Here is a 22,874-nt window from a genome sequence, read left to right on the forward strand (position 1 = left end):
TCTTCCTTTACAAGTAGGTACAGCTTATTTAACCGTAGCTCTGTTTCGATAAAGTGATTTATCTATACAGCCCTTCATTTTTTCTTTGTCGAGTGAAACGCCTAAGAATTTTTCAATTCTATCTAATTGAGATTCGGGATCATCAAGGACTTCTGTATAATCTACATACAAGATTTCTACCCCAGGCTCTTTTTTATTCCAGACACCAACATTTGCTAACAGTTTTTGAAACTGATTGTAAAGTTTTACCGGAAATTCCTCTTCATTTTTGCCCAGCATTTTTTGTTGCGACTGAATTACTTCGTTTAGATCGCGTTTCATAAAAATGATCTTGTAGCGATGTTTAGCATCTAAATATTTTAGTAACGGTGCTACGATCTTTACAGCTTTGTCTTGACCTTTTTTCAACCAAGAATTATCTTTATATAACGACATTACCGGCTCGTATTCATAATATCCTTTTGGATTCGAGATATCGGCCTCCCTTTTATCATCTTGTAAAATATCCACACCACCTTTATCTAACATCTGCATCATTAAAGATGTCCCTGATCGCGGTAAACCGGAAACCACCGTAATTTGATTCTTGCGATATGTGTTGCTGGCTTTATCCTTCAGGTCTATTTCTAATTCAATCTTTTCTTTTACGTTTTCTAGCGAGTGTTCAGCTTGATGAAATTCTTTCGGCTTTAAACGTGTTGCCATTTCGAATGCCAATTTTGCGTTTTCGAGATCCCCCAAAGCTTCTAGTGCCTGCCCTAATAAAAAGTGAGCTTTTGGAAAATACTTTACGAGTTCGATACTAGTCAAGGCATAATCGGCAGCTTCTTCATATTCGTTTAGTTGAATAAGGGTTTCGGCCATGGTAGCATGAAAGTTTGCTTTCTGTGGTTCTTTTTCAATTGCGAGGTCAATCAAATCCCGAGCCTCTTCAAAGTCACCTAAACGATATTTCAACCTACCTATTTGATACAAAACCTGTCCAGTTTCTTCTTTCTTTCGATACTTTTCTAATAGCGCAAGTGCTTCACGTGGCCTATCCATTTCCGACAAGATTTGAGATTCGGCAAGATCTAAATTATATTTAACTTCAGTATTTGAAGCCCTAACTTTGTCTAAATACTGTTTAGCCAGTTTAAATTCCTTTTCTTGTAGCGCGATCGTTATTAAATCCATGTAAAATGGAGCCAGATCAAACGGATCTTCCTCTTTGTTAGGCGGTTCCTCTTCCAACAACTCTAACAATAACTTCTTCGCAGGAGAAAAATCTTTTTTACCCATATACACTCGAGCTAAGTTATGTTTTAGGTCAACTCGGGTTTTTTTAATCGCTACTTCAAATTTTTCGTCTAATTTCTCAACATAACCTAAATCTATAAGCTGTTGCATAGTTTCTTCATCGGACAGTACATCAGATTTTTGATTGCTGTCTAATTCGGCAAAATCTCCCCTTTCATTTTCCCAACTTTCAATGTATTTAGGAGTTCCAGGATCTTCAAAAATATCCAGGATTACTTTACCATCCATGTCTTTTCCTATTGGTAGACCATAATGGTGCAAGATAGTAGGTGCCACATCTATTAATCCCATTCCGAAGACCTTCTGATTTTTCTTGATGTTTGGACCTGATGCGACGAACATACCAAACTGCCGATGTTCTAATGATGGCGCAGCTTGAACCTTGGGCATTTCAAGTATTCGTTTATTTCCCGATTCAAAGCCATGGTCCGACATGATAATTACAGTAGTATCGTCATCGATCAATTTCAATTTTCGCTCTAACATCATATCTTGAAATATATAGGCCCCGGTGACCGCATGCTTGAAGATGTCGAAATTATCTTGATTCACAGACGGTAATTTGGGCGGATGGTATTTCATAAAACTATGGCAGAAATGATCTATAAGGTCGTAATATACCGCCATAAAATCCCAATCGGATGTACGTAGTAAACGAGTTGCAGCGTTGTGTAGTGAGGTATTTTCAGAAACAATTTTTGCAATTGCAGTGAGCCCTTTATGATTTTCTTGATCTACATCATGCGCTCGAGGAACGAACGGATATAAATGAGCTTCGGTAATTTCGAACGGAAACATTCGTAAATTCTTGAAGTCGTCCTTTTTTTCCCAAGGATGAATTGAAAATTCACTCATTGGGGTTTGTTTTTTCGGATCTCTATGTGTCTTCTGAAAGCGGTCTGAGATCACCGTACCATTTATTGGTTCAGCAGGAAAGCTTGGCCACCAACCAACCAGATTACTTTTCATTCCTTGATTATGAAAAATATTCCATAAGGCTCTTGTTTTTCGTGAGGTCGTGGTTACGGGCCTTACGTTCTTTGCATCGGGAGTTACTTCAATAAACCCAAGAATTCCATGTTTGTCGGGTGTTTTTCCAGTAGCAACGGTAGTCCAAAGCATTGGGGAGTACGGTGGATTCATCGTACTCATGTTTCCATACACTCCATTTTCAATTACTTTTTTTAAGGCTGGCATTTTGCCTTGAGCAATTAACGGCCAAATAATATCCCAATCTGCAGCATCCCATCCTATTAATAACAGTTTATTCTTTTTCATCTACTGAATTTATATTGTTCTTCTTTTTTACTGCTCTCCATGCCTCGAACCCAATGTCTCCTAAGGCCAATACGCCTAGAGACCCTAAAACTGGCACTTTATCGGGATCAAAACGCTCTCTTTCAATTTTATTCTCACTCATAATTAACTTTTTTTCCTTAATTATTAGAATAGTTTTTTATATTTACAGCTAATAACACGGTAAAACTGCGAAAGTTTTGCATTAAATCCTATTCATTATGAAAAAAATTACTTCTAAAAAATTATCTAAAAGACTAGTACAGTATGGCGCACTTTCTGCTGCAGCACTAGGCGTTGCCGATGCAAGCGGTCAAGTCGTTTATACAGATGTTGATCCAGACCAGGTACTGAATGTAGGTGATGAATTTATTGTTGACTTTACAGCAATGGGTACAGAATTTACTATTAGTAACCCTGATGGTCTTGCTGGTGGAAATGCAGCTATCGTATTTCCAAGTTCAGGAGGAGCCTTTGTTGGATTTGCATCAGGTGGATTCCAATACCCTTCACTTTTAGCAGCCGGTGATGTGATCGATGCAGGTGCTGGATATACTTCAGTTGGAGAACGTGGTGACTTGAACTACTACGGATGTGCATACTCTAATAGCCAGTGGTGTAATACTGTTGTAGACGGTTACCTAGGAGTTACTTTCCAGTTTAACGGAAACACTCACTACGGTTGGGTTCGTATGGACACAGATGTTAACGGATCGAACTTAATTACTGTTAAAGATTTTGCATTTGACGCTACTCCAGATACTGCTATCGCTGCCGGTGATGGACAATTAGGTGTAGACGATCAAGTATTTGAAGGATTCGAATACTTTGTGGACAACGCTAACAGATTGAACCTATCTGCTCCCGTAGCAATGGAAAAAATCGTTATGCATAATGTATTAGGACAACAAGTAATTTCTCAGAAATTATCTAATACAAATGAAAGTCTTGACCTTTCTAGCTTAAAGTCGGGCGTGTATATCGCTACTGTTGCTATTGAAGGGACTGCAAAGTCATTCAAAATCGTAAAGAAATAAAAATAGCTTATTTCTAAAAGCAAAAAGCGACTCTATCGAGTCGCTTTTTTTTATTGCTTATTTGCGAGCTGCCCACAGGCAGCATCAATATCCTTGCCTCGACTTCTTCGTACCGTGACCGGGATCCTATTCGCTTCTAAGCGGCTTATATAATTATCGACCGCATCATCTTCGGCTTGTTGAAAATCTCCATCATCGATAGGATTGTATTCAATTAAATTGACCTTACAAGGCACATATTTGCAGAATTGCACCAAGGCTTCAATATCTTCTTTTCTATCGTTAATGCCCTTCCAAACCACGTATTCATAGGTGATCTTGCTTTTGGTTTTGGCATACCAATATTCTAATGACTCTCGTAGCGCAGGCAATGTAAAATTCTTAGCGAATGGCATTATGGTTTCACGTGTCTCTTGAATCGCAGAATGTAATGAAACAGCCAACTTAAACTTAACTTCATCGTCAGCCATTTTTTTTATCATTTTGGGAACGCCCGAGGTCGATACAGTGATTCGTTTGGGCGACATCCCCAACCCTTCTTCATTAGTAATCTTATCGATAGATGCTAACACATTCTTGTAATTCATTAACGGTTCTCCCATACCCATAAAAACGATATTTGATAATGGGCGGTCATGATAGAGCCTGCTTTCTTTATCGATAGCAACTACTTGATCGTAGATCTCATCAGGGTTTAAGTTTCGCATTCGTTTTAGCCGGGCAGTTGCACAAAATTTGCAATCTAAACTACATCCTACTTGAGAAGACACGCAGGCTGTGGTTCGGCTCTTAGTTGGGATCAACACCGATTCTACAATGAGACCGTCATGTAACTTGACCGCATTTTTGATCGTACCATCATTGCTTTTTTGCAAACTATCAACTTGAATGTGGTTTATCACAAAATGTGATTCTAATTGTGCACGAGTTTCCTTTGAAAGGTTGGTCATTCCTTCAAAATCATGTATCCCTTTTTTCCAGAGCCATTCGTACACTTGATCGCCACGAAAGGCCTTATCACCTATATTAACAAAGAACTCTCGCAGTTCTTCTTTCGAAAGGGCTCGTATGTCTTTTTTCTGTGTTTGCATCAGACTGCAAAAATAGGTAAAAGGATTTGGTATACAGCAGAATGGTAAGCAGAATGCTTCCGAAGCAATTCAAAGTATCGGGAATATAGTGTAAGGAATAGAATTGGGCGCTACGATTACCTATTCACCAATATCTTCTTAGTAATGTGCTCATCACTGTCCTCATCAGTTAGCTGAAGAAAATACACTCCTTTAACAAAAGTTTCCAGCGAGATACTATTATACGTGTTCGACAAAGAGCCGGCTTTTAATTCTTGCCCCATCACATTAAAGAATCGATAGCTAAGATTCGGATAGCGATTATTTGTTATAAAGATCTCTGTGGTCGCCGGATTCGGGTAAATCTCTAAATTTCCAATATAATTTATATCGGGCGTACTTAATATATTCTGAAGTGCTTCTGTCACTGCCATACCAGAATTGTTAGGATCAAGCCAATCTTTTAGACGTGATTCCGGCGTTGTCCCACTATCCCAAGACACAGCAAATCTACCATAAATATCATACTCGTCGTTATCATCTAAACCGTCACAGAATGCTTGTCCGGCGTATAACTGCCCTATGATGCGTCCGTTTTGATCGAACAATGGGGATCCGGAGGACCCGCTTTCGGTGGTTCCTAGGTCCCAACCATCACCATTTCCTGCCGAAACGCCTCCAATAAGCCAAACTTCGGTGCCTCCGGCGTTCTCCTTAACGGCAGGATCATCATCTCGACAGATCTTCATGATATCGCCATTTGGATGATGGATACCCACTTGATATTCTGGATCGGTATCGGTCCTATCCCAACCGGCAAAGGTTATATCCCACGAATCGGGTATTGGATTTACCAGTTCTACTAGTGCAAAATCGCTTAGTTCGTTGTTTGCTCTTAGCACGGTCCCGCTCATGGTAAAATTGGTTTGCAGATCATCGCTCTCCTCTTCTGTGGCGCATACGGGATTCGGGCTCATCCAGTTGAAACGAACCGACCACAAGGCAGGGTCACTATTGTCTAAACAGTGATTACCACTTAACAAATAAGGCGTTTTGTCTCCAACCGAATTATTTAATAATGATGCAGAGCATAAATATCCATTACCTAAATTCAACAGAGCAACCGATTTTTTCAAAATATCTTTCTTTGTGTCGAAATCTTCACCAACGGAACAGTTTACATCGTAATTGCAGGAACCGGAATCGTTCAATCCACGCATCATGCCCTCGGCATATCGTTCTACTGCACCCATTCGGTAGCCATGAATAACACTCTCTATCGACAATCTCACTTCATCGCTTACATAGGCAGGCTCATAATATTCAACGATAATCACTTCACCGGTAATAAACCATGACCCCAGCACATTACTTGATCTGTTCTGATCGTTGGTAAAAGCGCGAGACACATCGGTTTGCGTTTCGTTAAAAAGATGCATTCGTCCCCCTTTAGGGATAAAAAAGTTATCGAAATTAAGACTTAGATTTACGGCATTAGGCGAATAGATCGCTACCTGCAATAATCTATCTCCATTTGGCAAGATCGTCCAAATTGCATTTTCTAACAGATCTATTTGTAATTCGCGTTTTACTCCGTAGCGCCAAGGAAGGCTTTTATCGCGGTCGTTGATTTGATCTTCTGCTTGTAAGGCTTCAATGTTTATTGGAGGAAGCTCGATAGGTGGTGTTCGCATTTCTACAGAATGCGTCCAGCTAAAAGGCAATAGCATATCTTCATTTTCTTGAGCTTCAGAAATTGAGACAAAAAACAAAAGTAAGAATAGTAAACGTAGTGTTCTTTTCATTCGCCTTATACAATTGTACACCTAATGACTTACTAAAATACATTATTATTCTCACAATTGAAAACCAAAAGGTTACAAAAAAAAATCCTGATCGGAGATCAGGATTTTAATGTATATCGAATGTTGACAAATTAAATGATCAACATGGCATCGCCATAGGTATAAAAACGATACTTTTCTTTAACTGCTTCGGCGTAGGCCTCTTTTATAAACTCATGTCCTGCAAAAGCCGACACCATCATTAACAGCGTAGATTTTGGTGTATGAAAATTTGTAACCATTGCATTTGCGATACTAAAATCGTAGGGTGGAAAAATAAATTTATTCGTCCATCCGGAATAGGCGTTCAACGTGCTGTTCGATGAAACAGAACTTTCGAGCGCTCGCATGGCGGTAGTTCCAACGGCACAAATTCTGCGCTTGTCTTTTAATCCCTTATTAATTGTACGAGCTGCTTGTTCGTTGATGATCATTTCTTCAGAATCCATCTTGTGTTTGGACAGATCCTCTACCTCTACCGGACTAAAGGTCCCAAGTCCTACGTGCAAGGTAACCTCGGCAAAATTAATTCCTTTGATCTCTAACCGCTTTAGCAAATGCTTAGAGAAGTGCAGTCCTGCAGTTGGAGCCGCTACGGCACCTTCTTGTTTCGCAAAGATAGTTTGGTAGCGCTCGGCATCTTCAGGTTCTACATCACGCTTAATATATTTAGGAAGAGGTGTTTCACCCAATTCGGTTAATTTTGCTCTAAATTCTTCGTAAGATCCGTCGAAAAGGAATCGTAACGTTCTACCTCTAGAGGTCGTATTATCGATCACTTCGGCTACTAGAGATTCATCTTCTCCAAAATACAGTTTGTTTCCAATTCTAATTTTTCTAGCAGGATCTACGAGTACGTCCCAAAGTCTTGTTTCCGGATTTAGCTCACGCAATAAGAATACTTCAATTCGCGCACCTGTCTTCTCTTTGTTTCCAAACAAACGAGCCGGAAAAACCTTAGTGTTATTTAACACCAGCACATCGTCTTCATCGAAATAATCGATCAAATCTTTAAACATTTTATGCTCAAAGGTCTTCTCTTTTCGATTTAAGACCATTAATCGAGCCTCATCTCTGTTTACAGCCGGATAGTCTGCTAGTAATTCTTCTGGTAAGTCAAAATTGAAATTTGAAAGTTTCATTCCCATAGTACGCGCGTATTTACTTTAAAAAGTGGCAAATATACAACCTCAACATAGCGGTTGTCAAGTAAATGCCTATTTATTATTTTAATTGTACCGAAATCCCTACCCTTTCAAGGTCTTTCCAGAAATCGGGATAGGATTTTGTCACCACTTTCGCATCTTGAATCGTAATTGGAACCTTACTCGCTAAGGGTGCAAAAGCCATGGCCATTCGATGATCGTTATAGGTGGCGATCTGTATGTCTTTATTAATTGCTTCGGAAGCTTCCATCGTAAGTGAATTATCGGTAATCGTTACTTTGGCTCCTAATTTCTCTAACTCGACCTTTAATGCCAGAAGTCGATCGGTTTCTTTAATCTTCAAGGTATGTAGCCCCGTTAATTTACACCCAAGCTGCTTTGCAAAACAGCTTACCGCTATCGTTTGTGCTATATCCGGCGTATCCGACAAATTAAGTTCAAGAGTGCTACCATGCGGAATCGATTGATGCGTAAGTGTAATGCTGTCTTCGGAAGGGTTAAAGGTGGTCTTTACGCCCAACTGCCGGTAGATAGTCGCTAATGCCATATCACCTTGCAGACTATTTTTTCGATAACTCTGAAGGGTTACGGTTAATTGTTCATCTAATGCGACCAAACTGTAGAAATAAGAAGCCGAGCTCCAATCCGACTCTACCACATGTTTTTTAGCGATAGCAGCTTTTAGGGGTCGCACAGTAATGGTGTTCTCTAAGAATGTATACTGCGCACCAATTTCTTCTAAAAGCGAAAGGGTCATTTTTAAATAAGGTGCAGAAGTGATGGTCCCGTCTAATACAATGGTTAGTCCATTGGGCAAAGAAGGTGCTATTAGGAGTAATGCCGAAATATACTGACTACTAACCGTGGCAGATAGTCGCACCTTGTCCTTTAGCAATGTCGTACCTTTAATTTGTAAGGGCGGGTACCCATCTTTGTTCGTGTATTCTATAACGGCACCTAGATCACGCAATGCATCGACCAAAATTTTAATGGGGCGTTGTTGCATACGTTCACTGCCTGTTAATAGAACGTGCCTTTCCGGCATGGCTGCAAAATAGGCTGTTAAAAAGCGCATTGCAGTACCTGCATGATGAATATCTATTGTGGATGCCTTAGATCGCAGTGCTTTTTTCAAATATTGCGTATCGTCACTGCCAGACAAGTTGTCGATGGAGATGGTAGGGTAATATGCTTGCAAAATAAGCAGTCGGTTAGACTCACTCTTTGAACCGGATATTTTCAGTGGTACCGATCGTGTTCCTTTTGGGACATATGAAAGTGACGCTATCATTTGCCCTTGTAGTCTTCACTTTTAAGTTTTCCCCAAAACTTTCCGTAGCTAACCATAAAACCACAAAAAAATGCTGCGCCGATTAACATTAGAACGGTGGACGCAGAATAGTGATAGATAAAGTCTGCCGAAAAATTGGCACCTACCCATTGCACAAGCAATAAGATGATAACATAGCCTACAGACAAAACTAGTACCGAGCGCCAAAACCCTTTATGATTTACAACACGTTTAAACATTATTTAAGTTTTTGGTTGCTGTGATGCCGGTCGTGATCTCGTTTGGTCTTTGTCGCTAGTTTGTCATTAAAAGCTTTTTGCAGGTCGACATTGGTTTGATTGGCCAGGCAGAGAACGACAAAGACCACATCGGCTAGTTCTTCGCCAAGGTCTTTGTGCTTATCACTTTCTTTCTCACTTTGTTCACCATAACGGCGAGCAATTATACGTGCGACCTCACCAACTTCCTCTGTTAGCTGCGCCATATTGGTTAGCTCATTAAAATAACGCACTCCGTGTTCCTTGATCCAGTTATCTACTGCTAATTGTGCGTCTTTTAAATCCATCGTGCTAAGCTTTTGTGAGTACTACTTTCTCTGTTTCTTTTTCGATCAATAATTGGTAGAATTTTTTAAGGTTTGGATAGAATTCTGCCGACAGAAACGGCTGATTTATCGCAAATTCTACTGAAAGTTGAATTTTATTTCCGGTATTTGAAATCACATATCTAAATTCTCCGGCATCTTGTCCTAGACCAAAGGCAATATCCTCGGGAAGTGACTCTACTTGATACCCTTCCGGGATAGTGATCGAGATCAAATATCGATCTTTTAAAGGGAAACTAAAATCGATAGGATACTGTCGCTGTTCTAATTTAAACGGATTCTCTTGAATCGCCAAAAACATCATTGGTGAAAAATACAACTTTCCTCCTACTTCCTCAACTGCATCAAAGGATTCGAAATCGTAGGTTAACTTAAGCGGTTCGTAATCGTTCTTTAGATTTTCGAATTCGATCGCACTAATTTCTACTTCAGCTTTGTCCTTCTCTAAAAGTTTTTGCGTTTCCTCTTTATTAACATCAGTAAACTTATTTCTGAAAGATAAGGCATAATGCCCGGTATACCTACTTTTAAAGGTACCATTTGCACTAAGGTCATCGTGTAGGTCGACGTTGATCATGGCGCTTTCCGTGGCGTGTACCGACGGGTACAAAGACACCCATGTCGAACTTCCATTAGGGCGAACCATACGTCCTTGCCAATTCAAGATCTCCGGCTCAAGTATATTTATATTTCCTTTTTTATTGGTAGCATCTAATAATATTACAGTATTATTCTTTTCGACACCTGCAATTACATAATTAAAACCATTTCTGGTTGGAAACAGCGGAATACCATTCGATTTGGAACTCACCAAGATCGGATTTGCATTTAATCCGGCGTATCGCAACATAGCGACAAGCATTAAATTAATATCGGCAATATTACCGGCACCACTCTTATATGCGTCTTTGGTTCCTTCGTCTGCATAATAACCAAAGAAACCGTTCCAATTCATCTTTTTCTTTACATAATCGAAGATACGGAACATCTTTTCGTCCTCATTGGTCACACCGGCAAGCAACGCATCAATATCTTTATCGAAGTAATTGGACCTGTCCAGCTCTGCACCAAAGCCTTGTGAATCGTATATAGATTTAGAAACTGCATCCCAAGTCGTTGAATAGGTAGTGATGGTAGAACCCGGATAGTCTGTGTAGGCCAATTCAAATTTTAACGAGGAAGCATAATTATCAATATTTCCTGCGAACGCTTCTTGTTTAAGTGCCGGTACATCTTCAATATCTACTTTGTAAATATTTTGTCTATAGGTCACCTCTGCCGTTTCTGAAACCGGAATGGCTTCACCTCTTCTTGGTTGCCGTGTCGTTCTAAAACTCATTCTACGTTCGTTCCCATCGGTTGCAATAGAAAACGGGATCCACCCTTTTTGATGCGTTTTATAGTTTAGGTACTCCGGGGCAGTAAACTTTAAACTTACCTTTTCGATAGGAATTCTTTCTTGAAAACGATACGCATCGATATTACTCACATACGGAGACTTTATCATATAGCGATATTCGATAACACAGCCTTCGGAAAGATTTGGCATGGTAAAGCGTGTTTGCTCATAGAACTTACTCATCTCCTCTTCAAAGATACCGTCGTTCTTTAAGCGTTGGTCCTTTACTTTTCCATCCTCTAAATAGTAGGTATACCCTTTTAGATTGGAGATCTCTTCCTTAGCGCCACCACTTCCTTGATACAAATTCACATTTTTCGTAGCCCAATCGAAGCCTTCCTTATTGTAGATCTTTACACGTTCAAAAACTTCGGTGGTAATATAGAAGCCCTCGGTTTGATTGTAATCAAACTCGGTAATCATCTCGCGATATAAGATTGCAGCATTTGCACTTGAATCTGTTGGATGCACCTTTTGTTGCACTTCTTCTTTTGAAACTTTTCCAAATCGATAATCCTGTGAAAAAGAATACTGAGCCATAAATAAGGCTGTTAGCACTAAAATTACTTTCGATGGTTGTATGGCTATTTTCATTTAGCTTGTGGTTTTAATAGAATTTTTGTTTTATCGAGTTTGGCGATGCTTCGTCTAAACGACCTGTATTTTTTATAGGCTTCGGCCGGATACACCCCTTTATTTATTTGAATATCGCGCGTATATATTATGGTATCTTCATTTTCTTTTCTGAAGGTTATTTGGTAGGTTCCAAAATCGGATTCTACAACCTTATCTTCGGGAAGGCCGTCGAGGGTATATTCTGAAGGTAAGTTTATGGTATATACATCCACATCTTTATATGATTCATCAATATGGACTTGCTGTTTTCTATCGCTAATTCTTGGCGGAATGTATTGCGACTGATTAAAAACGTTTAATTGCACCAGCAGCTCCTCTCCTACTTTTGAAGCGTAGTTCGGGATCTCAATATCTAGTTTTTCAGTAAATTTTATAGCAAGTCGATCATTCTCTAAGCCTCGAATAGTAAAGGAAATGCCATTGATGTAATCCCATCGATTCTTGTAATATTTTTCTTGCTCGCGCGCTGTCTTATTTTCTATAGCATATTTCCAACCGTATTGCAATCCTTCAGAAACGCTATTAAAATTAGCTGTTAACCCCCCATCATTGTTTAAGTTTACTTCAGCCGTTGTGTGTTGCAAGTTCTCTTCTACATCATAGGCAGTGGTCTGCACGATCTTTCCTCCTTCGGGTGTGATAATTAGCACATCGCGATCATCGTTAGAACTACCTATAAACCCAAAAGGCAAATCCTGACTTGTACATTCTAACCATGTAATGTCATCACCATTTGGAACTCCTAAAATAGCATGATTGCCCTGCATGGAAGTGAAGTCTTCAATAATATCTTCCTCATCCGACCCGGAGTACAAGACCGTATAGTAAGAAGGCACCCCTACCACGTCTAATAGTGCTTTTGTATAATTGGTCAAAGCCTTACAATCGCCGTAGCTCAATTTATCGACATCAGATGCGGGCATTGGCTTCCAACCACCAATTCCAATTTGAACGCTAATGTATCGCACCTTATCTTGCAGGTATTGATATATCTTGCGAGCTTTTCCTTCATTCGTCGTTTCGTTTTGAACCAAGCCTTTCACTTCTGCGATGGTCGCAGGTGGCAATTCACTTACACCTGTTAATAATTGTGAGTTCATCCAACGACCAAATTCGTTCCAATCCTTTCCGAAGCCTTTAGTACCTTTTAAATAGAACTTATTTAATGCAAAAGATACTTTTGGCGCCAACGCTTGAAAAGGCGGCGCATGCTCTTCATATTTGATCCCTGCAATGTTTTCGGCCACACATACGATCTCGGTTGGTGTTTCGGTAATACTAATGTTATAACCGTCTAATTGTTGAGTAAGATATTTTGGCTTATTTAAAGGATTATAAGCTACCGTAAATTCACTTTTTAAGGTTGAAGTTACATAGCCTCCAACAGGATACCAAGCTTCAATAAAAGCGGTATCGGCACTTTCGGTCTCACATTCAAATACCATTGTGTACGGGTAGGTGGTCGGGGTATAATCCAGATAGACCGCACGAAAATCGCTATATAAGGTTCCGTCGGTCGCACTTACATCGTTAAAATCACGTTTTTTAAAACGTTCTATTTCTTTACCTGCTGCATCGTAAACAGTAGCTTCAATATGTTTTATCCGTTTATTATTGTTGTAGTAAGCAACGGGTTGTGCTCTAGAATCGCCATTAGCGTTTAGGACCGCAATTGCAGTTTTGGTTGTAAAAATCTTGCGATCGTCTTTGGTGAGATCTATTAAAACCTCCTCGTCGACCAAGACGCTGTTTACATTTTTTAAAAGTTCGGGCGGTATCGATCGTATAGAATAATCTGTTTGCCCTACTACCGAAATACTACTAAAAAAAAGTAGAAAAAAAAGTCTAATCATAAAGTATTCTCCCGAGGCAATATAAAAATTCAAATGGAAGAATAAAAAATTTTATTCTCTATTTTTTGAATCCATTTGAATAGTAACGGGTCCGTCGTTAACCAAGTGTACATCCATCATTGCACCAAAAACCCCTGTACCCACCTTTCTATCTAATTCACTTTCAAGCTGTTTCACAAATGACTCATACAATGGAATGGCAATTTCGGGTCTGGCCGCTTTAATAAATGACGGTCGATTCCCTTTTTTTGTAGAAGCATGCAAGGTAAACTGACTTACCACGATACAATCACCATTAACATCGATGATCGAATTGTTCATTGCCTGATGTTCGTCGGAAAAAACCCGTATGCGAGCAATTTTTCCGCATAACCAATCAATGTCTTCTTGACTATCCTCATGTTCAATCCCCAGCAGTATAAGAAATCCGTGTTGAATCGCTGCTACTTTCTTTGATTCCACACGTACTGAAGCTTCCTTAACACGTTGTAATAATACTCTCATGAACTTGAATAAATGTCTTTTCTATAATTTTCTTCTTCTCCTTCCAAGATCTGAAGATAACTTTTGTAACGAGACCACGCAATCTCATCGGCTTCCAACGCTTCTTTTACAGCACACTGCGGTTCTTCTAAATGTAAACAATTATTAAATTTACACTCCGATTTCAACTCAAAGAACTCCGGAAAATAATCCCCAACTTCTTCACGATCCATTTCTACCAATCCAAAACCTCGAATTCCTGGAGTATCAATTATTTGCGCATCGAAAGAGAGATCGAACATTTCGGCAAAGGTCGTGGTATGTTGCCCCTGCAAGTGTTGTTCTGAAATTTCTGATGTCTTCAAATCAAGACCGGGCTCCAACGCATTTATTAGTGTAGATTTACCGGTTCCACTATGGCCGGAGAACATACTGGTTTGATGGGTCATAAGGGCTTTTACTTTTTCTATATTCTTCCCGGTTTTGGCCGAAATACCAATACACGTATACCCAATAGTTCGGTACAAATGGGCGAGATATTTAATTTCTAACCGTTCTTCTTCGGAATAAGTGTCTACCTTATTGAACAATAGTATGGCTTCGATATCGTAAGCCTCGGCCGTCACTAAAAAACGGTCTATAAAAGTGGTGAAAGTAGGTGGATTGTTGAGCGTGACCAGCAAGAAAGCCTTGTCGATGTTAGAAGCAATAATATGGGTTTGTTTTGAAAGATTCACCGACTTGCGAATAATATAATTCTCTCGCTCCTCTATGGTGTGGATAATGCCTATGGTCTCGTCACCTTTGGTTTCCACATCGAAGCGAACACGATCTCCCACTGCGATTGGATTGGTGCTTTTTATACCTCCTATACGAAACTTTCCTTTGATTCGGCATTCATAAAAAGTACCGTTTTCGGACTTTACCGTGTACCAACTTCCTGTCGATTTGTAGACGACACCTTTCAAAAACAACTATTTTTCATCGATTCAAAAATCTAAATTTAAAGATAAAACATCTTAATTTAACTTTCAACAGCGCTATCAATTAATCTAACGAGCCGTCAATTACTTTCTTTTGGTGGTTGATCGATTCTTGGTGGATGGCCTTATACATTCTCAATACAAACTCTTCGCTCAACCCGTTCTGTTCTCCTTCCAAGATCATACGCCCCAAGACTTCATTCCATCGTTTTACTTGTAGAATAGCAACGTTGTTCTCTTTCTTCAACAGTCCTATATTATCTGCTATTTTCATTCGTTTACCCATCATCTCCACGATCTTATTATCGATCACATCGATCTGCGTTCGCAGTGTATTGAGTCGGTTCTTAAACTCTACCGCATCTCCTTCTTCTTTTCGAATACGAAGATCGATCGTAATTTGATCTAAGGTTTTAGGGGTAATTTGTTGCTTGGCATCGCTCCATGCGTTTTCGGGATCATGATGCGTTTCTATCATCAACCCATCGTAATTTAGATCCAGTGCTGTTTGACAAAGGTCAAAAATAATGTCGCGTCTGCCTGCAATGTGAGAAGGATCTAACAGTAGCGGCAGGTCCGGGAAGCTATTTTGGAGATCGATAGGAATTTGCCATTCGGGATTATTGCGATACCGTGTTTTTTCGTAGGTTGAAAATCCACGATGGATCACACCCAAGTTCTTAACACCAGCTTCATAAAAACGCTCTACGGCACCTAACCACAAAGGCAAGTCGGGGTTTACCGGGTTTTTTATCAGTACGATCTTATCGGTACCTTTTAAGGCATCGGCTATTTCTTGCACTATAAATGGCGACACAGTAGTTCGAGCACCCACCCAAAGAATATCGACATCGTGCTTTAAGGCAAGATCTACGTGATTGGCATTGGCTACTTCGGTGGTGATAAGCAAGCCTGTTTCCTCCTTTGCTTTTTGCAACCATTTTAAGCCTAATGCGCCAACCCCTTCAAAATTTCCGGGACGGGTTCTTGGTTTCCAGATGCCCGCACGCAATACGGTCGTATCGGTTTCTTTAAGTTGATGTGCAATCTTTAGTACTTGCTCCTCTGTTTCTGCACTACAAGGACCGGCGATGACCAGTGGGTGATCTAGCCCAAAGTCATCTAACCAGCTTCGTAATTGTTTGGTATTCTTCATAGGGTATAAAAATAAAAAGAGCCTCATAACGAGACTCTTCTTTATATATCATAAAACACAATAATCTCGTTTAGCGGCAGTTTGTAACATGGTGCCACCACAAATTTGATTGTAATTGTGTACTTCTTATTTTCACGTTGGCTAAAGTAGCTAATAATTTATTTACTGAAAACCTTTTAAGTAAATTTTTACAATTGATTGGTAGTCTGGAACCATTAATAATTATGTAGCTTTGTTTTTCTGAAACTATGTCGATACACGTAAAAAATATTACCAAAGAATATGGCGAGCAAAAAGCTTTGAATGCCATTTCTTTTACAATTGAAAAAGGCGAGATCGTAGGGTTTCTCGGCCCGAATGGTGCCGGTAAATCTACGATGATGAAAATTCTAACAACATATTTAGAAGCTTCCGAAGGAAAAGCCGTAGTAAATGGCTTTACTGTTTCCGAAGCAGATCAAAAAGTGCAAGAGAGTGTTGGATATTTAGCCGAACACAATCCCTTGTATCTCGACATGTATGTACGTGAGTATTTACAATTTAATGCCGAATTACACGGCGTCTCCAAAAGCAGAATCGACACTGTTATCGCTGAAACCGGACTTTCTCCTGAAGCACATAAAAAAATAGGGCAACTCTCTAAGGGCTATAGGCAACGCGTAGGACTCGCCAATGCCTTGCTCCATGATCCCGAAGTGTTGATTCTTGATGAACCAACTACCGGACTAGACCCTAATCAGTTAATCGAAATTAGGCAACTCATTAAAAAGGCCGGAGCCGAGAAGACGGTATTGCTATCTACGCATATTATGCAGGAGGTTGAGGCAATTTGTGATCGAGTGATCATTATTAATAAAGGCGAGATCGTCTTGGATAAAAAAATTAGTGAGCTGAACAATGCAACTCATCAAATTATTGAGGTTGAATTCGATTACCGTGTTGAAGAAGTTGCCTTGCAACAACTTCCGAAGATCACCCAAGTAGAGAATAGCATCGGATTTGTATACCTGTTACATTTTAAAACTGATGATGATATGCGCAGTACGGTGTTTGATTTTGCCCATGACAACGGTTTGAAGATCCTTCAGTTACATCAAAAAAACACGACGCTCGAAAAGTTGTTTACCGAATTGACTACTCAAAAATAAGTCGCCCGGAGAAAAGCTCTTCTACCTCAACGATAGGCGGTCTATTCTTACTAATAACATCACCGATACTTGAGATCGTGCCTCGAATGGAGTTTTCGGGATTCACTATCATTTTGTTGGTTCCTCTATGAAAAAAGAACAATCCTTCAATGGTAAGATCTGCTGCTTCTATACGGCTATCCCCGTCGGAAAGCCTGAAATTTGCAAAACCGGCTCTCCCGTTCAAGTAGAAATTAGACAAGCCGTTAGCACGAATTTTAAGTCGGCCAACATTTAAGCTGTCCAACCTAAAATCACCATCGTGGTGATACAGATCGGTATTATCCGGGTCTTCTGAAACCAATTCTAATTCTTCGAAGCGAAGTTCTCCACGGTTCTCCACAGTGAGCCCTGAGCTATTTCTAATTTTGAGAATATTTTTGTTGGTGGTAACAAAAACTTTTGTGATACCGTAATCTCGAGTGTAATTGCAACTGTTGCGATCGCTCACTTTTAAAATACTGTCTTCAACCTTGACCTGTATCTCGTTCATTAAATTCTCACCGGTCTGTATCACAACACGCTCGGTTTCTCCTTTAATAAGAATGAGTTGTACGCGTTCCCATATCTGAATGGTCTTATACGCTGAGCCAACATTAAACTCTTGATCTATGATCTCACCCGATTTTTGAAAGCAATCCCAGGCATTTTCAGAATCACATCCTAAAAAGGCCACTAAACAAATTATGTATATTACTTTCCTCATCTTATAATTATAATCGAATTCCTACACCAAACTCTACTGCTTCTGCTTTGGCATAATGTGCTTTTACAGTTGCGGAAACAAATATTTTATCGTTAAACAAATAGCGTTTTAAACCGAGACGATTGTACACTCTTTTTTCAAATTCGTAAGGCCAATATACGTAATATCCAACTTGAGACACAAAGGCTACTTTATTAAACCGCAATTCATGTCCTGCAAAGATCCCTATTCGTCTATAATCTTCGTCACCACTAAGACCGTCGGCCGGGAATGCAATAGAGCGAAAACGGATCAATTCTTCTAAGAAACCCGCAAAGAAAACATCTACCCCTAGCTGAAAAGTACTTTTATAATTAATTCGTTTGTCTGCGAAGGCAGACAGCACCACGAATGGAAATTGCCCCAAACCATTTACATCCGCTTCATTTACACCCGTTCGAAACACAAAGTTATATTTAATGCGCTCCGCATGATGCTTGCTGGGCCATGTATCTTTAGGAATATATCCGGGAAAACTAATCGCATCGAACTGATAACTAAGTCCGGCATTAAAATAGAAGGTATTAGTACTGTTGTTGGGCGCTTTTAAGTTTGCGTTTGAGTAGTGGATGACACCAAATCCGACTTGAAATCCTATCCCTTTGTAAAAATTCTCTTGCACATAGTTTGCCTTTAAAAAGGTAGAGCTTAAAAAATGACTTCCGTAGGCATTATTGATAAAATTGGTTTCCTTATCGTACGGGTTGGTCGTATAGGCTATTCCTTGCCCGACGCCTATTCGTAAGGTTCTGTTTAGAAAATACCAATTGAAATGCCCGTATAACGAATAGTTCTCCCCCAGAAATGGGTTTTTCATATCTTGATATGCGAATGTAAATCCCCAATCGGGATAATTATATCGCCCTTCCCATTCGTTGAAGCCGTAGGTTTTTCGATTATAACTAACGATCACTCCAGAGGGGTGATCGGTTATAAGGTGTGCAATATCTGGATTGTGCTCAAGGATGCTTCCGTAGAAATAATCCACATCTATAGAAAAGGGATACACTTCATTCTGCTGCGCAAGTAGGTAAGGTGAAGAAATCACGATGATTAATAAGCAAAATAAATTCTTCATTTTCTTTTTTACAAGCGTGTAAATATACACTAATCCTGAAATATTAATCGCCCTGTGAAAAATTCCTCTACGTCGACTATAGGCGGTCTGTTTAGCGAAATTACATCACCGGTTCCATATATTTTACCTCTAATGCGTTCTTGCGGATTTACAGTCATTGTATTTGCACTTCGCTGGAACACGTTTAGGTCGTTCACAATAAAATCTGCTCCATCGAAGCGTGGAATTTCATCTTCAAAACCTATGGTTGCTTTTTCTGAAAAACCCGAAATGACAAAGAGACTTTGACCATTGGCTGCGACAAAGAACTGTTCACATTCAACTTCCAATATAAAATCTCCTCCTTTAGCAACATCCTCCGGGCCGGCTGTAGTATTACTTACTAACGAGAGCACCGGATATTGCAAAACTCCGTCACTTCGAACATTTCGATACGAACTATTACGAATTTCTGTAAGATTTGGTGCTGTTAGATACACTGTAGTGGTTTCATATTCACGAACGAACTCGCATTTATTATTGTTCTTAATACGCAAGGTCTCGCCATCCAGACTTACGGAAATATCAGGTAATAGGTTTTCACCTGTTTCAATACGCAGTTGTTGTGGCCCTTGTTTCACAATCAATGTGATATCATTCTCGATGCTTACCTTATCAAAATTAGCCAACTCAAATTCCTGACTCACAACCGGCCCGGTAGTTTGAAGGCAATCCCAGGCGTCTTCCGAATTACAAGAAGAAAACAATACAACTAGCGCTACTACAATTTTATACTTCATAATTCTATAATCGATATCCTATACTAAATTCGATGGCTTCGGCACTGGCAGCATGTGATTTCAAGGTCACAGCTGCGAACCAGTTTTTGTCAATATAATAGGACGCCCCGGCTCGCAAGTAAGTGATCATTCCATATTCGTAGGGGTAATAAACATAATATCCGAATTGGCTAAGCAAACCGATGTTCCCTAAACGAAATTCATGGCCAACAAAAACCCCGATTCGCTTAAAATCTTCATCTCCGGTTAAATTACTGGAAGGAAATGCGGTCGAAACATACGCTATTTCCTTTTCCAAAAAAGTGGAATAAAAGAAATCGACTCCAAATTGTAACACGTTCTTATAGGAGATCCGTTTATCTGCATAAGCAGATGCCACAACGAACGGGTGCTGCCCCAAATTATAAAAGTCACTCTCGTTCACCCCTCCTCGCAGCACGAAATTATAGCGTATGGGTTCCGTAAATGAGGTGTCAGCTTCTTGTATCCTTGTAGGTTCTATCCTATTCCCCACGGCGTACTGCAATCCCAAGTTTAAGGCTAGTACATTAGTTCCGGAGTTTGGTGCTCTAAAATTCCCGTTAGAATGGTGAACGAAAGCCAAACCTGCTTTGAGTCCTACTCGATCTATAATTTCGGGTTTATCGTATTGAAGCAGAAACAAAGTGCTGGACAACAACCTGCTTCCGTAGGAAACATTCTTAAAATTGGAATCTAGATCGAACGGATTGGTAGTATAAGCAATTCCCTGGGCGATTCGCAATTGCAAGTTTCGATTCAGAAAATAAAAATTATAGTGTGCATAGAGTCCGTAATCGGTACCAAGAATATCATTGTTTAGATCTTGATATGCAAAAGTTACGCCCCAATCGGGAAAATTATACTCGCGCTCCCAGCGCTCTTCTCCAAAAGTTTTTCGATTAAAACCTAGAATAATACCCGTAGGATGGTCTACCACCAAATGTGTAACATTCTTGTTATGTCTTAGCAGTGTACCATAAAAATAAGTTCCATCTACCGAATATTGTGCGTCTAAATCTTCTTGAGAGCACACATTCAAAGACACACAAAAAAGTATCAAACAGCAGATAAATTTCATGGGCGCAAAGTAAGTAATATTGCTTCGTTTAAAAAGGTAAATTTTGAAGATCGACATTACCACCGGAAATGATGATACCAACTTTTTTATCTCGAAATCGTCCCTTTTTTGCCAGTAGTGCCGCATAAGGAACTGCCGAAGAAGGCTCCACAATTATTTTCATGCGTTCCCAGATCAATCTTGTAGCCTCGATAATCTCCGATTCTTCTACGCGTATGATCTCTGACACCAATTGTTTAATAATAGGAAAGTTCTGATCTCCTAATTGTGTTCGAAGTCCATCAGCAATCGTATTTACTTCATCGTTTGTTTGAATAGTTCCACTTTTAAGCGATCGATAGGCGTCATCGGCCGTTATTGGTTCACTGCCAATTGTAGTGCAATTCTTTCCCAGATAATGTGCAGCCAAAGCCGTTCCGGCAATAAGTCCGCCACCACCAATAGGAGTCAATATAACATCTAGATTAGGATGGTCTTGCAGTAATTCTACGGCAGCTGTTCCTTGCCCTAAAATCACATTAAGATCGTTAGACGGATGCACAAAAGTGGCGCCCGTTTCGTCCTGTATCTTTACTGCCGCCTCCTCGCGCGCAGCTAATGTTGATTTGCAAATTGTGATGATCCCTCCATACCCTTTAACTGCTTCTTTTTTTACTGTTGGTGCATTTTCGGGCATAACAATATAAGCAGGAACGCCTAGATTACGAGCTGCTAAAGACAAAGCTTGTGCAAAATTTCCAGACGAGTGGGTTACTACTCCTGCTTGTTTTTCTGCTTCGGAAAGTTGTAAGATCGCATGAATGGCTCCTCTCATTTTAAACGCTCCCATTTTCTGAAAGTTCTCACATTTAAAGAATATTGAGGTCTCGGCCTTAGCATTTAGAGCAGTCGAGGTTACCACCGGAGTTCTATGAACGTAGGGGTTAACTAATGAAGCGGCTGTGTCAACAACTTTAAAAGGTGGAAGCGTAAAAGACATACATTAGGGTTGGTTGTTCGTACTTTATTGAAAGTGTTTTATTCTAAGGATAGCAAATCTTCAAGTGTCGTGTTCTCAAATATAGACAGCGTATTATCCCGAACTTTCAGCATTAAATTGTGTACTGCGCATAAGGCTTCATCCGGGCAATCATCACACTTCTCGTAAAAATTCAGGCTAACACAAGGAACCATCGCAATAGGACCCTCTAGCACCCGATATACTTCTGCGATCAATATCTTATCTGCACTTTTTAATAAATAATATCCGCCACCTTTTCCTTTTTTTGACGCTAATATTTTGGCTTTTTTTAGTGTAAGTAAAATGCTCTCTAGAAATTTTTGAGAAATATTTTCGGCCTGAGAGATCACGGCGATCTGAACCGGTTTATCCGATTCGTTTCTCGCCAAATAGGTAAGCGCTTTTAGCCCGTATTTTGTCTTTCTAGATAACATTGATCGAAACTTCGGTTATTCGATTAATTCATTATTGAGCGTAATATCGTAGGTAATGGCTACATTTGGTTGCAAGGTCAAGGATACCGAACAATATTTTTCAAAGCTCAAGGCCGCAGCTCTTTTTGCCTTTTCGGGGGTAATTGTTCCTTCTAGGAAAATATTAACATGCATCGCTTCGAATGGTTTGGCTTGTTTGTATTCCTTTCGTATTCCTTCCACTTCCAGTCTAAAATCGGTGATCTCTTGTCGTTGTTTGTCGAGTATCATAACGATATCGATCGCGCTACATCCTGCAACACCCATTAGTAATAATTCCATTGGGCTTGCACCTTGTGAAACACCCTTTTCGGCGTTATCCATCGCAACAGTGATCCCCGACTTTCCTTGACCCTCAGAATGGAATGGAGCCTTCTTTCTATTTACAGTAACTTT

General features: G+C 39.8%; 21 protein-coding genes. 2 read left to right on the top strand and 19 right to left on the bottom strand.

Annotation, left to right across the window (positions count from 1 at the left end; all coding sequences use genetic code 11):
• Positions 1-24: 24 nt before the first annotated feature.
• Together DWA30_RS04210 and DWA30_RS13265 are read right to left on the bottom strand one after the other, a co-directional pair.
• On the bottom strand, positions 25-2,577 hold the full coding sequence (locus DWA30_RS04210) for an alkaline phosphatase family protein (RefSeq protein ID WP_114491293.1): 2,553 nt from the start codon (positions 2,575-2,577) through the stop codon (positions 25-27).
• The gene (locus tag DWA30_RS13265; RefSeq protein WP_168421730.1) at positions 2,564-2,719 is read right to left on the bottom strand and encodes a hypothetical protein; all 156 of its coding nucleotides are present in this window, start codon (positions 2,717-2,719) and stop codon (positions 2,564-2,566) included. The genes DWA30_RS04210 and DWA30_RS13265 overlap by 14 nt, the downstream gene beginning before the upstream one ends.
• Positions 2,720-2,816: 97 nt before the next feature.
• Here DWA30_RS13265 and DWA30_RS04215 point away from each other — a divergent pair, with 97 nt between their 5' ends.
• Positions 2,817-3,632 carry a T9SS type A sorting domain-containing protein gene (locus DWA30_RS04215; RefSeq protein WP_114491294.1) on the top strand — a complete coding sequence of 272 codons (816 nt, stop codon included), beginning with the start codon at positions 2,817-2,819 and terminating at the stop codon, positions 3,630-3,632.
• A 50-nt stretch (positions 3,633-3,682) separates the two neighbouring features.
• On the opposite strand, the gene rlmN is transcribed toward DWA30_RS04215, so the two are convergent.
• The 10 genes from rlmN to DWA30_RS04270 all read right to left on the bottom strand — a co-directional run bounded on the left by rlmN (position 3,683) and on the right by DWA30_RS04270 (position 16,117).
• Entirely contained in the window at positions 3,683-4,723 is a 1,041-nt protein-coding gene (rlmN, locus tag DWA30_RS04220; RefSeq protein ID WP_114491295.1) for a dual-specificity RNA methyltransferase RlmN, read from the bottom strand.
• A gap of 116 nt (positions 4,724-4,839) precedes the next feature.
• Positions 4,840-6,507 carry a T9SS type A sorting domain-containing protein gene (locus DWA30_RS04225; protein ID WP_114491296.1) on the bottom strand — a complete coding sequence of 556 codons (1,668 nt, stop codon included), beginning with the start codon at positions 6,505-6,507 and terminating at the stop codon, positions 4,840-4,842.
• Positions 6,508-6,638: 131 nt separating this feature from the next.
• On the bottom strand, positions 6,639-7,688 hold the full coding sequence (gene queA, locus DWA30_RS04230; RefSeq protein ID WP_114491312.1) for a tRNA preQ1(34) S-adenosylmethionine ribosyltransferase-isomerase QueA: 1,050 nt from the start codon (positions 7,686-7,688) through the stop codon (positions 6,639-6,641).
• 82 nt (positions 7,689-7,770) lie between these two features.
• Positions 7,771-9,003 carry a 3-phosphoshikimate 1-carboxyvinyltransferase gene (locus DWA30_RS04235; RefSeq protein WP_114491297.1) on the bottom strand — a complete coding sequence of 411 codons (1,233 nt, stop codon included), beginning with the start codon at positions 9,001-9,003 and terminating at the stop codon, positions 7,771-7,773.
• 238 nt (positions 9,004-9,241) lie between these two features.
• The gene (locus DWA30_RS04245) at positions 9,242-9,568 is read right to left on the bottom strand and encodes a nucleotide pyrophosphohydrolase (protein WP_114491299.1); all 327 of its coding nucleotides are present in this window, start codon (positions 9,566-9,568) and stop codon (positions 9,242-9,244) included.
• 4 nt (positions 9,569-9,572) lie between these two features.
• Entirely contained in the window at positions 9,573-11,600 is a 2,028-nt protein-coding gene (locus DWA30_RS04250) for a DUF3858 domain-containing protein (RefSeq protein WP_114491300.1), read from the bottom strand.
• A complete protein-coding gene (locus DWA30_RS04255) occupies positions 11,597-13,495 on the bottom strand; it encodes a DUF3858 domain-containing protein (protein WP_114491301.1) in 1,899 nt (632 codons plus the stop codon). Before DWA30_RS04255 ends, DWA30_RS04250 begins: the two co-directional genes overlap by 4 nt.
• A gap of 51 nt (positions 13,496-13,546) precedes the next feature.
• Positions 13,547-13,999: a D-aminoacyl-tRNA deacylase gene (dtd, locus tag DWA30_RS04260; protein WP_114491302.1), complete on the bottom strand. Its 453-nt coding sequence runs from the start codon at positions 13,997-13,999 to the stop codon at positions 13,547-13,549.
• Positions 13,996-14,946 carry a ribosome small subunit-dependent GTPase A gene (gene rsgA / locus DWA30_RS04265; protein ID WP_114491303.1) on the bottom strand — a complete coding sequence of 317 codons (951 nt, stop codon included), beginning with the start codon at positions 14,944-14,946 and terminating at the stop codon, positions 13,996-13,998. Before rsgA ends, dtd begins: the two co-directional genes overlap by 4 nt.
• A 79-nt stretch (positions 14,947-15,025) precedes the next feature.
• Positions 15,026-16,117, bottom strand: coding sequence for a bifunctional 3-deoxy-7-phosphoheptulonate synthase/chorismate mutase type II (locus DWA30_RS04270; RefSeq protein ID WP_114491304.1), 1,092 nt, complete (start codon positions 16,115-16,117; stop codon positions 15,026-15,028).
• 248 nt (positions 16,118-16,365) lie between these two features.
• On the opposite strand from DWA30_RS04270, the gene gldA reads away from it, so the two are divergent.
• Positions 16,366-17,265, top strand: coding sequence for a gliding motility-associated ABC transporter ATP-binding subunit GldA (gene gldA, locus DWA30_RS04275; RefSeq protein ID WP_114491305.1), 900 nt, complete (start codon positions 16,366-16,368; stop codon positions 17,263-17,265).
• Here the strand turns inward: gldA and DWA30_RS04280 are convergent.
• The 7 genes from DWA30_RS04280 to DWA30_RS04310 all read right to left on the bottom strand — a co-directional run.
• Positions 17,252-18,010 carry a head GIN domain-containing protein gene (locus tag DWA30_RS04280; protein ID WP_114491306.1) on the bottom strand — a complete coding sequence of 253 codons (759 nt, stop codon included), beginning with the start codon at positions 18,008-18,010 and terminating at the stop codon, positions 17,252-17,254. The genes gldA and DWA30_RS04280 overlap by 14 nt on opposite strands.
• Positions 18,011-18,017: 7 nt before the next feature.
• Positions 18,018-19,127 (bottom strand): acyloxyacyl hydrolase, encoded by a 1,110-nt coding sequence (locus DWA30_RS04285; protein WP_114491307.1) that lies wholly within the window; start codon positions 19,125-19,127, stop codon positions 18,018-18,020.
• 29 nt (positions 19,128-19,156) lie between these two features.
• A complete protein-coding gene (locus DWA30_RS04290) occupies positions 19,157-19,906 on the bottom strand; it encodes a head GIN domain-containing protein (RefSeq protein ID WP_114491308.1) in 750 nt (249 codons plus the stop codon).
• 4 nt (positions 19,907-19,910) lie between these two features.
• The gene (locus tag DWA30_RS04295) at positions 19,911-21,005 is read right to left on the bottom strand and encodes an acyloxyacyl hydrolase (protein ID WP_114491313.1); all 1,095 of its coding nucleotides are present in this window, start codon (positions 21,003-21,005) and stop codon (positions 19,911-19,913) included.
• A 28-nt stretch (positions 21,006-21,033) separates the two neighbouring features.
• Complete coding sequence (locus DWA30_RS04300) at positions 21,034-21,984, bottom strand: pyridoxal-phosphate dependent enzyme (protein WP_114491309.1); 951 nt, start codon at positions 21,982-21,984, stop codon at positions 21,034-21,036.
• 38 nt (positions 21,985-22,022) lie between these two features.
• The gene (locus DWA30_RS04305; protein WP_114491310.1) at positions 22,023-22,439 is read right to left on the bottom strand and encodes an RrF2 family transcriptional regulator; all 417 of its coding nucleotides are present in this window, start codon (positions 22,437-22,439) and stop codon (positions 22,023-22,025) included.
• Between the two features lie 15 nt (positions 22,440-22,454).
• Positions 22,455-22,874: OsmC family protein (locus DWA30_RS04310; RefSeq protein ID WP_136073152.1), on the bottom strand; the 420-nt coding region annotated here is incomplete at its 5' end.

Source organism: Candidatus Ulvibacter alkanivorans, from assembly GCF_003333325.1.
Lineage (GTDB): Bacteria > Bacteroidota > Bacteroidia > Flavobacteriales > Flavobacteriaceae > Ulvibacter_A > Ulvibacter_A alkanivorans.

What these genes read in the sequence shown, in the direction of transcription:
- DWA30_RS04305 (WP_114491310.1), bottom strand. Translation starts at nt 22,439, where the DNA reads ATGTTATCTAGAAAGACAAAATACGGGCTAAAAGCGCTTACCTATTTG.
- DWA30_RS04215 (WP_114491294.1), top strand. Translation starts at nt 2,817, where the DNA reads ATGAAAAAAATTACTTCTAAAAAATTATCTAAAAGACTAGTACAGTAT.
- DWA30_RS04285 (WP_114491307.1), bottom strand. Translation starts at nt 19,127, where the DNA reads ATGAAGAATTTATTTTGCTTATTAATCATCGTGATTTCTTCACCTTAC.
- DWA30_RS04255 (WP_114491301.1), bottom strand. Translation starts at nt 13,495, where the DNA reads ATGATTAGACTTTTTTTTCTACTTTTTTTTAGTAGTATTTCGGTAGTA.
- gldA (WP_114491305.1), top strand. Translation starts at nt 16,366, where the DNA reads ATGTCGATACACGTAAAAAATATTACCAAAGAATATGGCGAGCAAAAA.
- dtd (WP_114491302.1), bottom strand. Translation starts at nt 13,999, where the DNA reads ATGAGAGTATTATTACAACGTGTTAAGGAAGCTTCAGTACGTGTGGAA.
- DWA30_RS04235 (WP_114491297.1), bottom strand. Translation starts at nt 9,003, where the DNA reads ATGATAGCGTCACTTTCATATGTCCCAAAAGGAACACGATCGGTACCA.
- queA (WP_114491312.1), bottom strand. Translation starts at nt 7,688, where the DNA reads ATGAAACTTTCAAATTTCAATTTTGACTTACCAGAAGAATTACTAGCA.
- DWA30_RS13265 (WP_168421730.1), bottom strand. Translation starts at nt 2,719, where the DNA reads ATGAGTGAGAATAAAATTGAAAGAGAGCGTTTTGATCCCGATAAAGTG.
- rlmN (WP_114491295.1), bottom strand. Translation starts at nt 4,723, where the DNA reads ATGCAAACACAGAAAAAAGACATACGAGCCCTTTCGAAAGAAGAACTG.
- DWA30_RS04295 (WP_114491313.1), bottom strand. Translation starts at nt 21,005, where the DNA reads ATGAAATTTATCTGCTGTTTGATACTTTTTTGTGTGTCTTTGAATGTG.
- DWA30_RS04250 (WP_114491300.1), bottom strand. Translation starts at nt 11,600, where the DNA reads ATGAAAATAGCCATACAACCATCGAAAGTAATTTTAGTGCTAACAGCC.
- DWA30_RS04300 (WP_114491309.1), bottom strand. Translation starts at nt 21,984, where the DNA reads ATGTCTTTTACGCTTCCACCTTTTAAAGTTGTTGACACAGCCGCTTCA.
- DWA30_RS04270 (WP_114491304.1), bottom strand. Translation starts at nt 16,117, where the DNA reads ATGAAGAATACCAAACAATTACGAAGCTGGTTAGATGACTTTGGGCTA.
- DWA30_RS04280 (WP_114491306.1), bottom strand. Translation starts at nt 18,010, where the DNA reads ATGAGGAAAGTAATATACATAATTTGTTTAGTGGCCTTTTTAGGATGT.
- DWA30_RS04245 (WP_114491299.1), bottom strand. Translation starts at nt 9,568, where the DNA reads ATGGATTTAAAAGACGCACAATTAGCAGTAGATAACTGGATCAAGGAA.
- DWA30_RS04210 (WP_114491293.1), bottom strand. Translation starts at nt 2,577, where the DNA reads ATGAAAAAGAATAAACTGTTATTAATAGGATGGGATGCTGCAGATTGG.
- DWA30_RS04290 (WP_114491308.1), bottom strand. Translation starts at nt 19,906, where the DNA reads ATGAAGTATAAAATTGTAGTAGCGCTAGTTGTATTGTTTTCTTCTTGT.
- DWA30_RS04225 (WP_114491296.1), bottom strand. Translation starts at nt 6,507, where the DNA reads ATGAAAAGAACACTACGTTTACTATTCTTACTTTTGTTTTTTGTCTCA.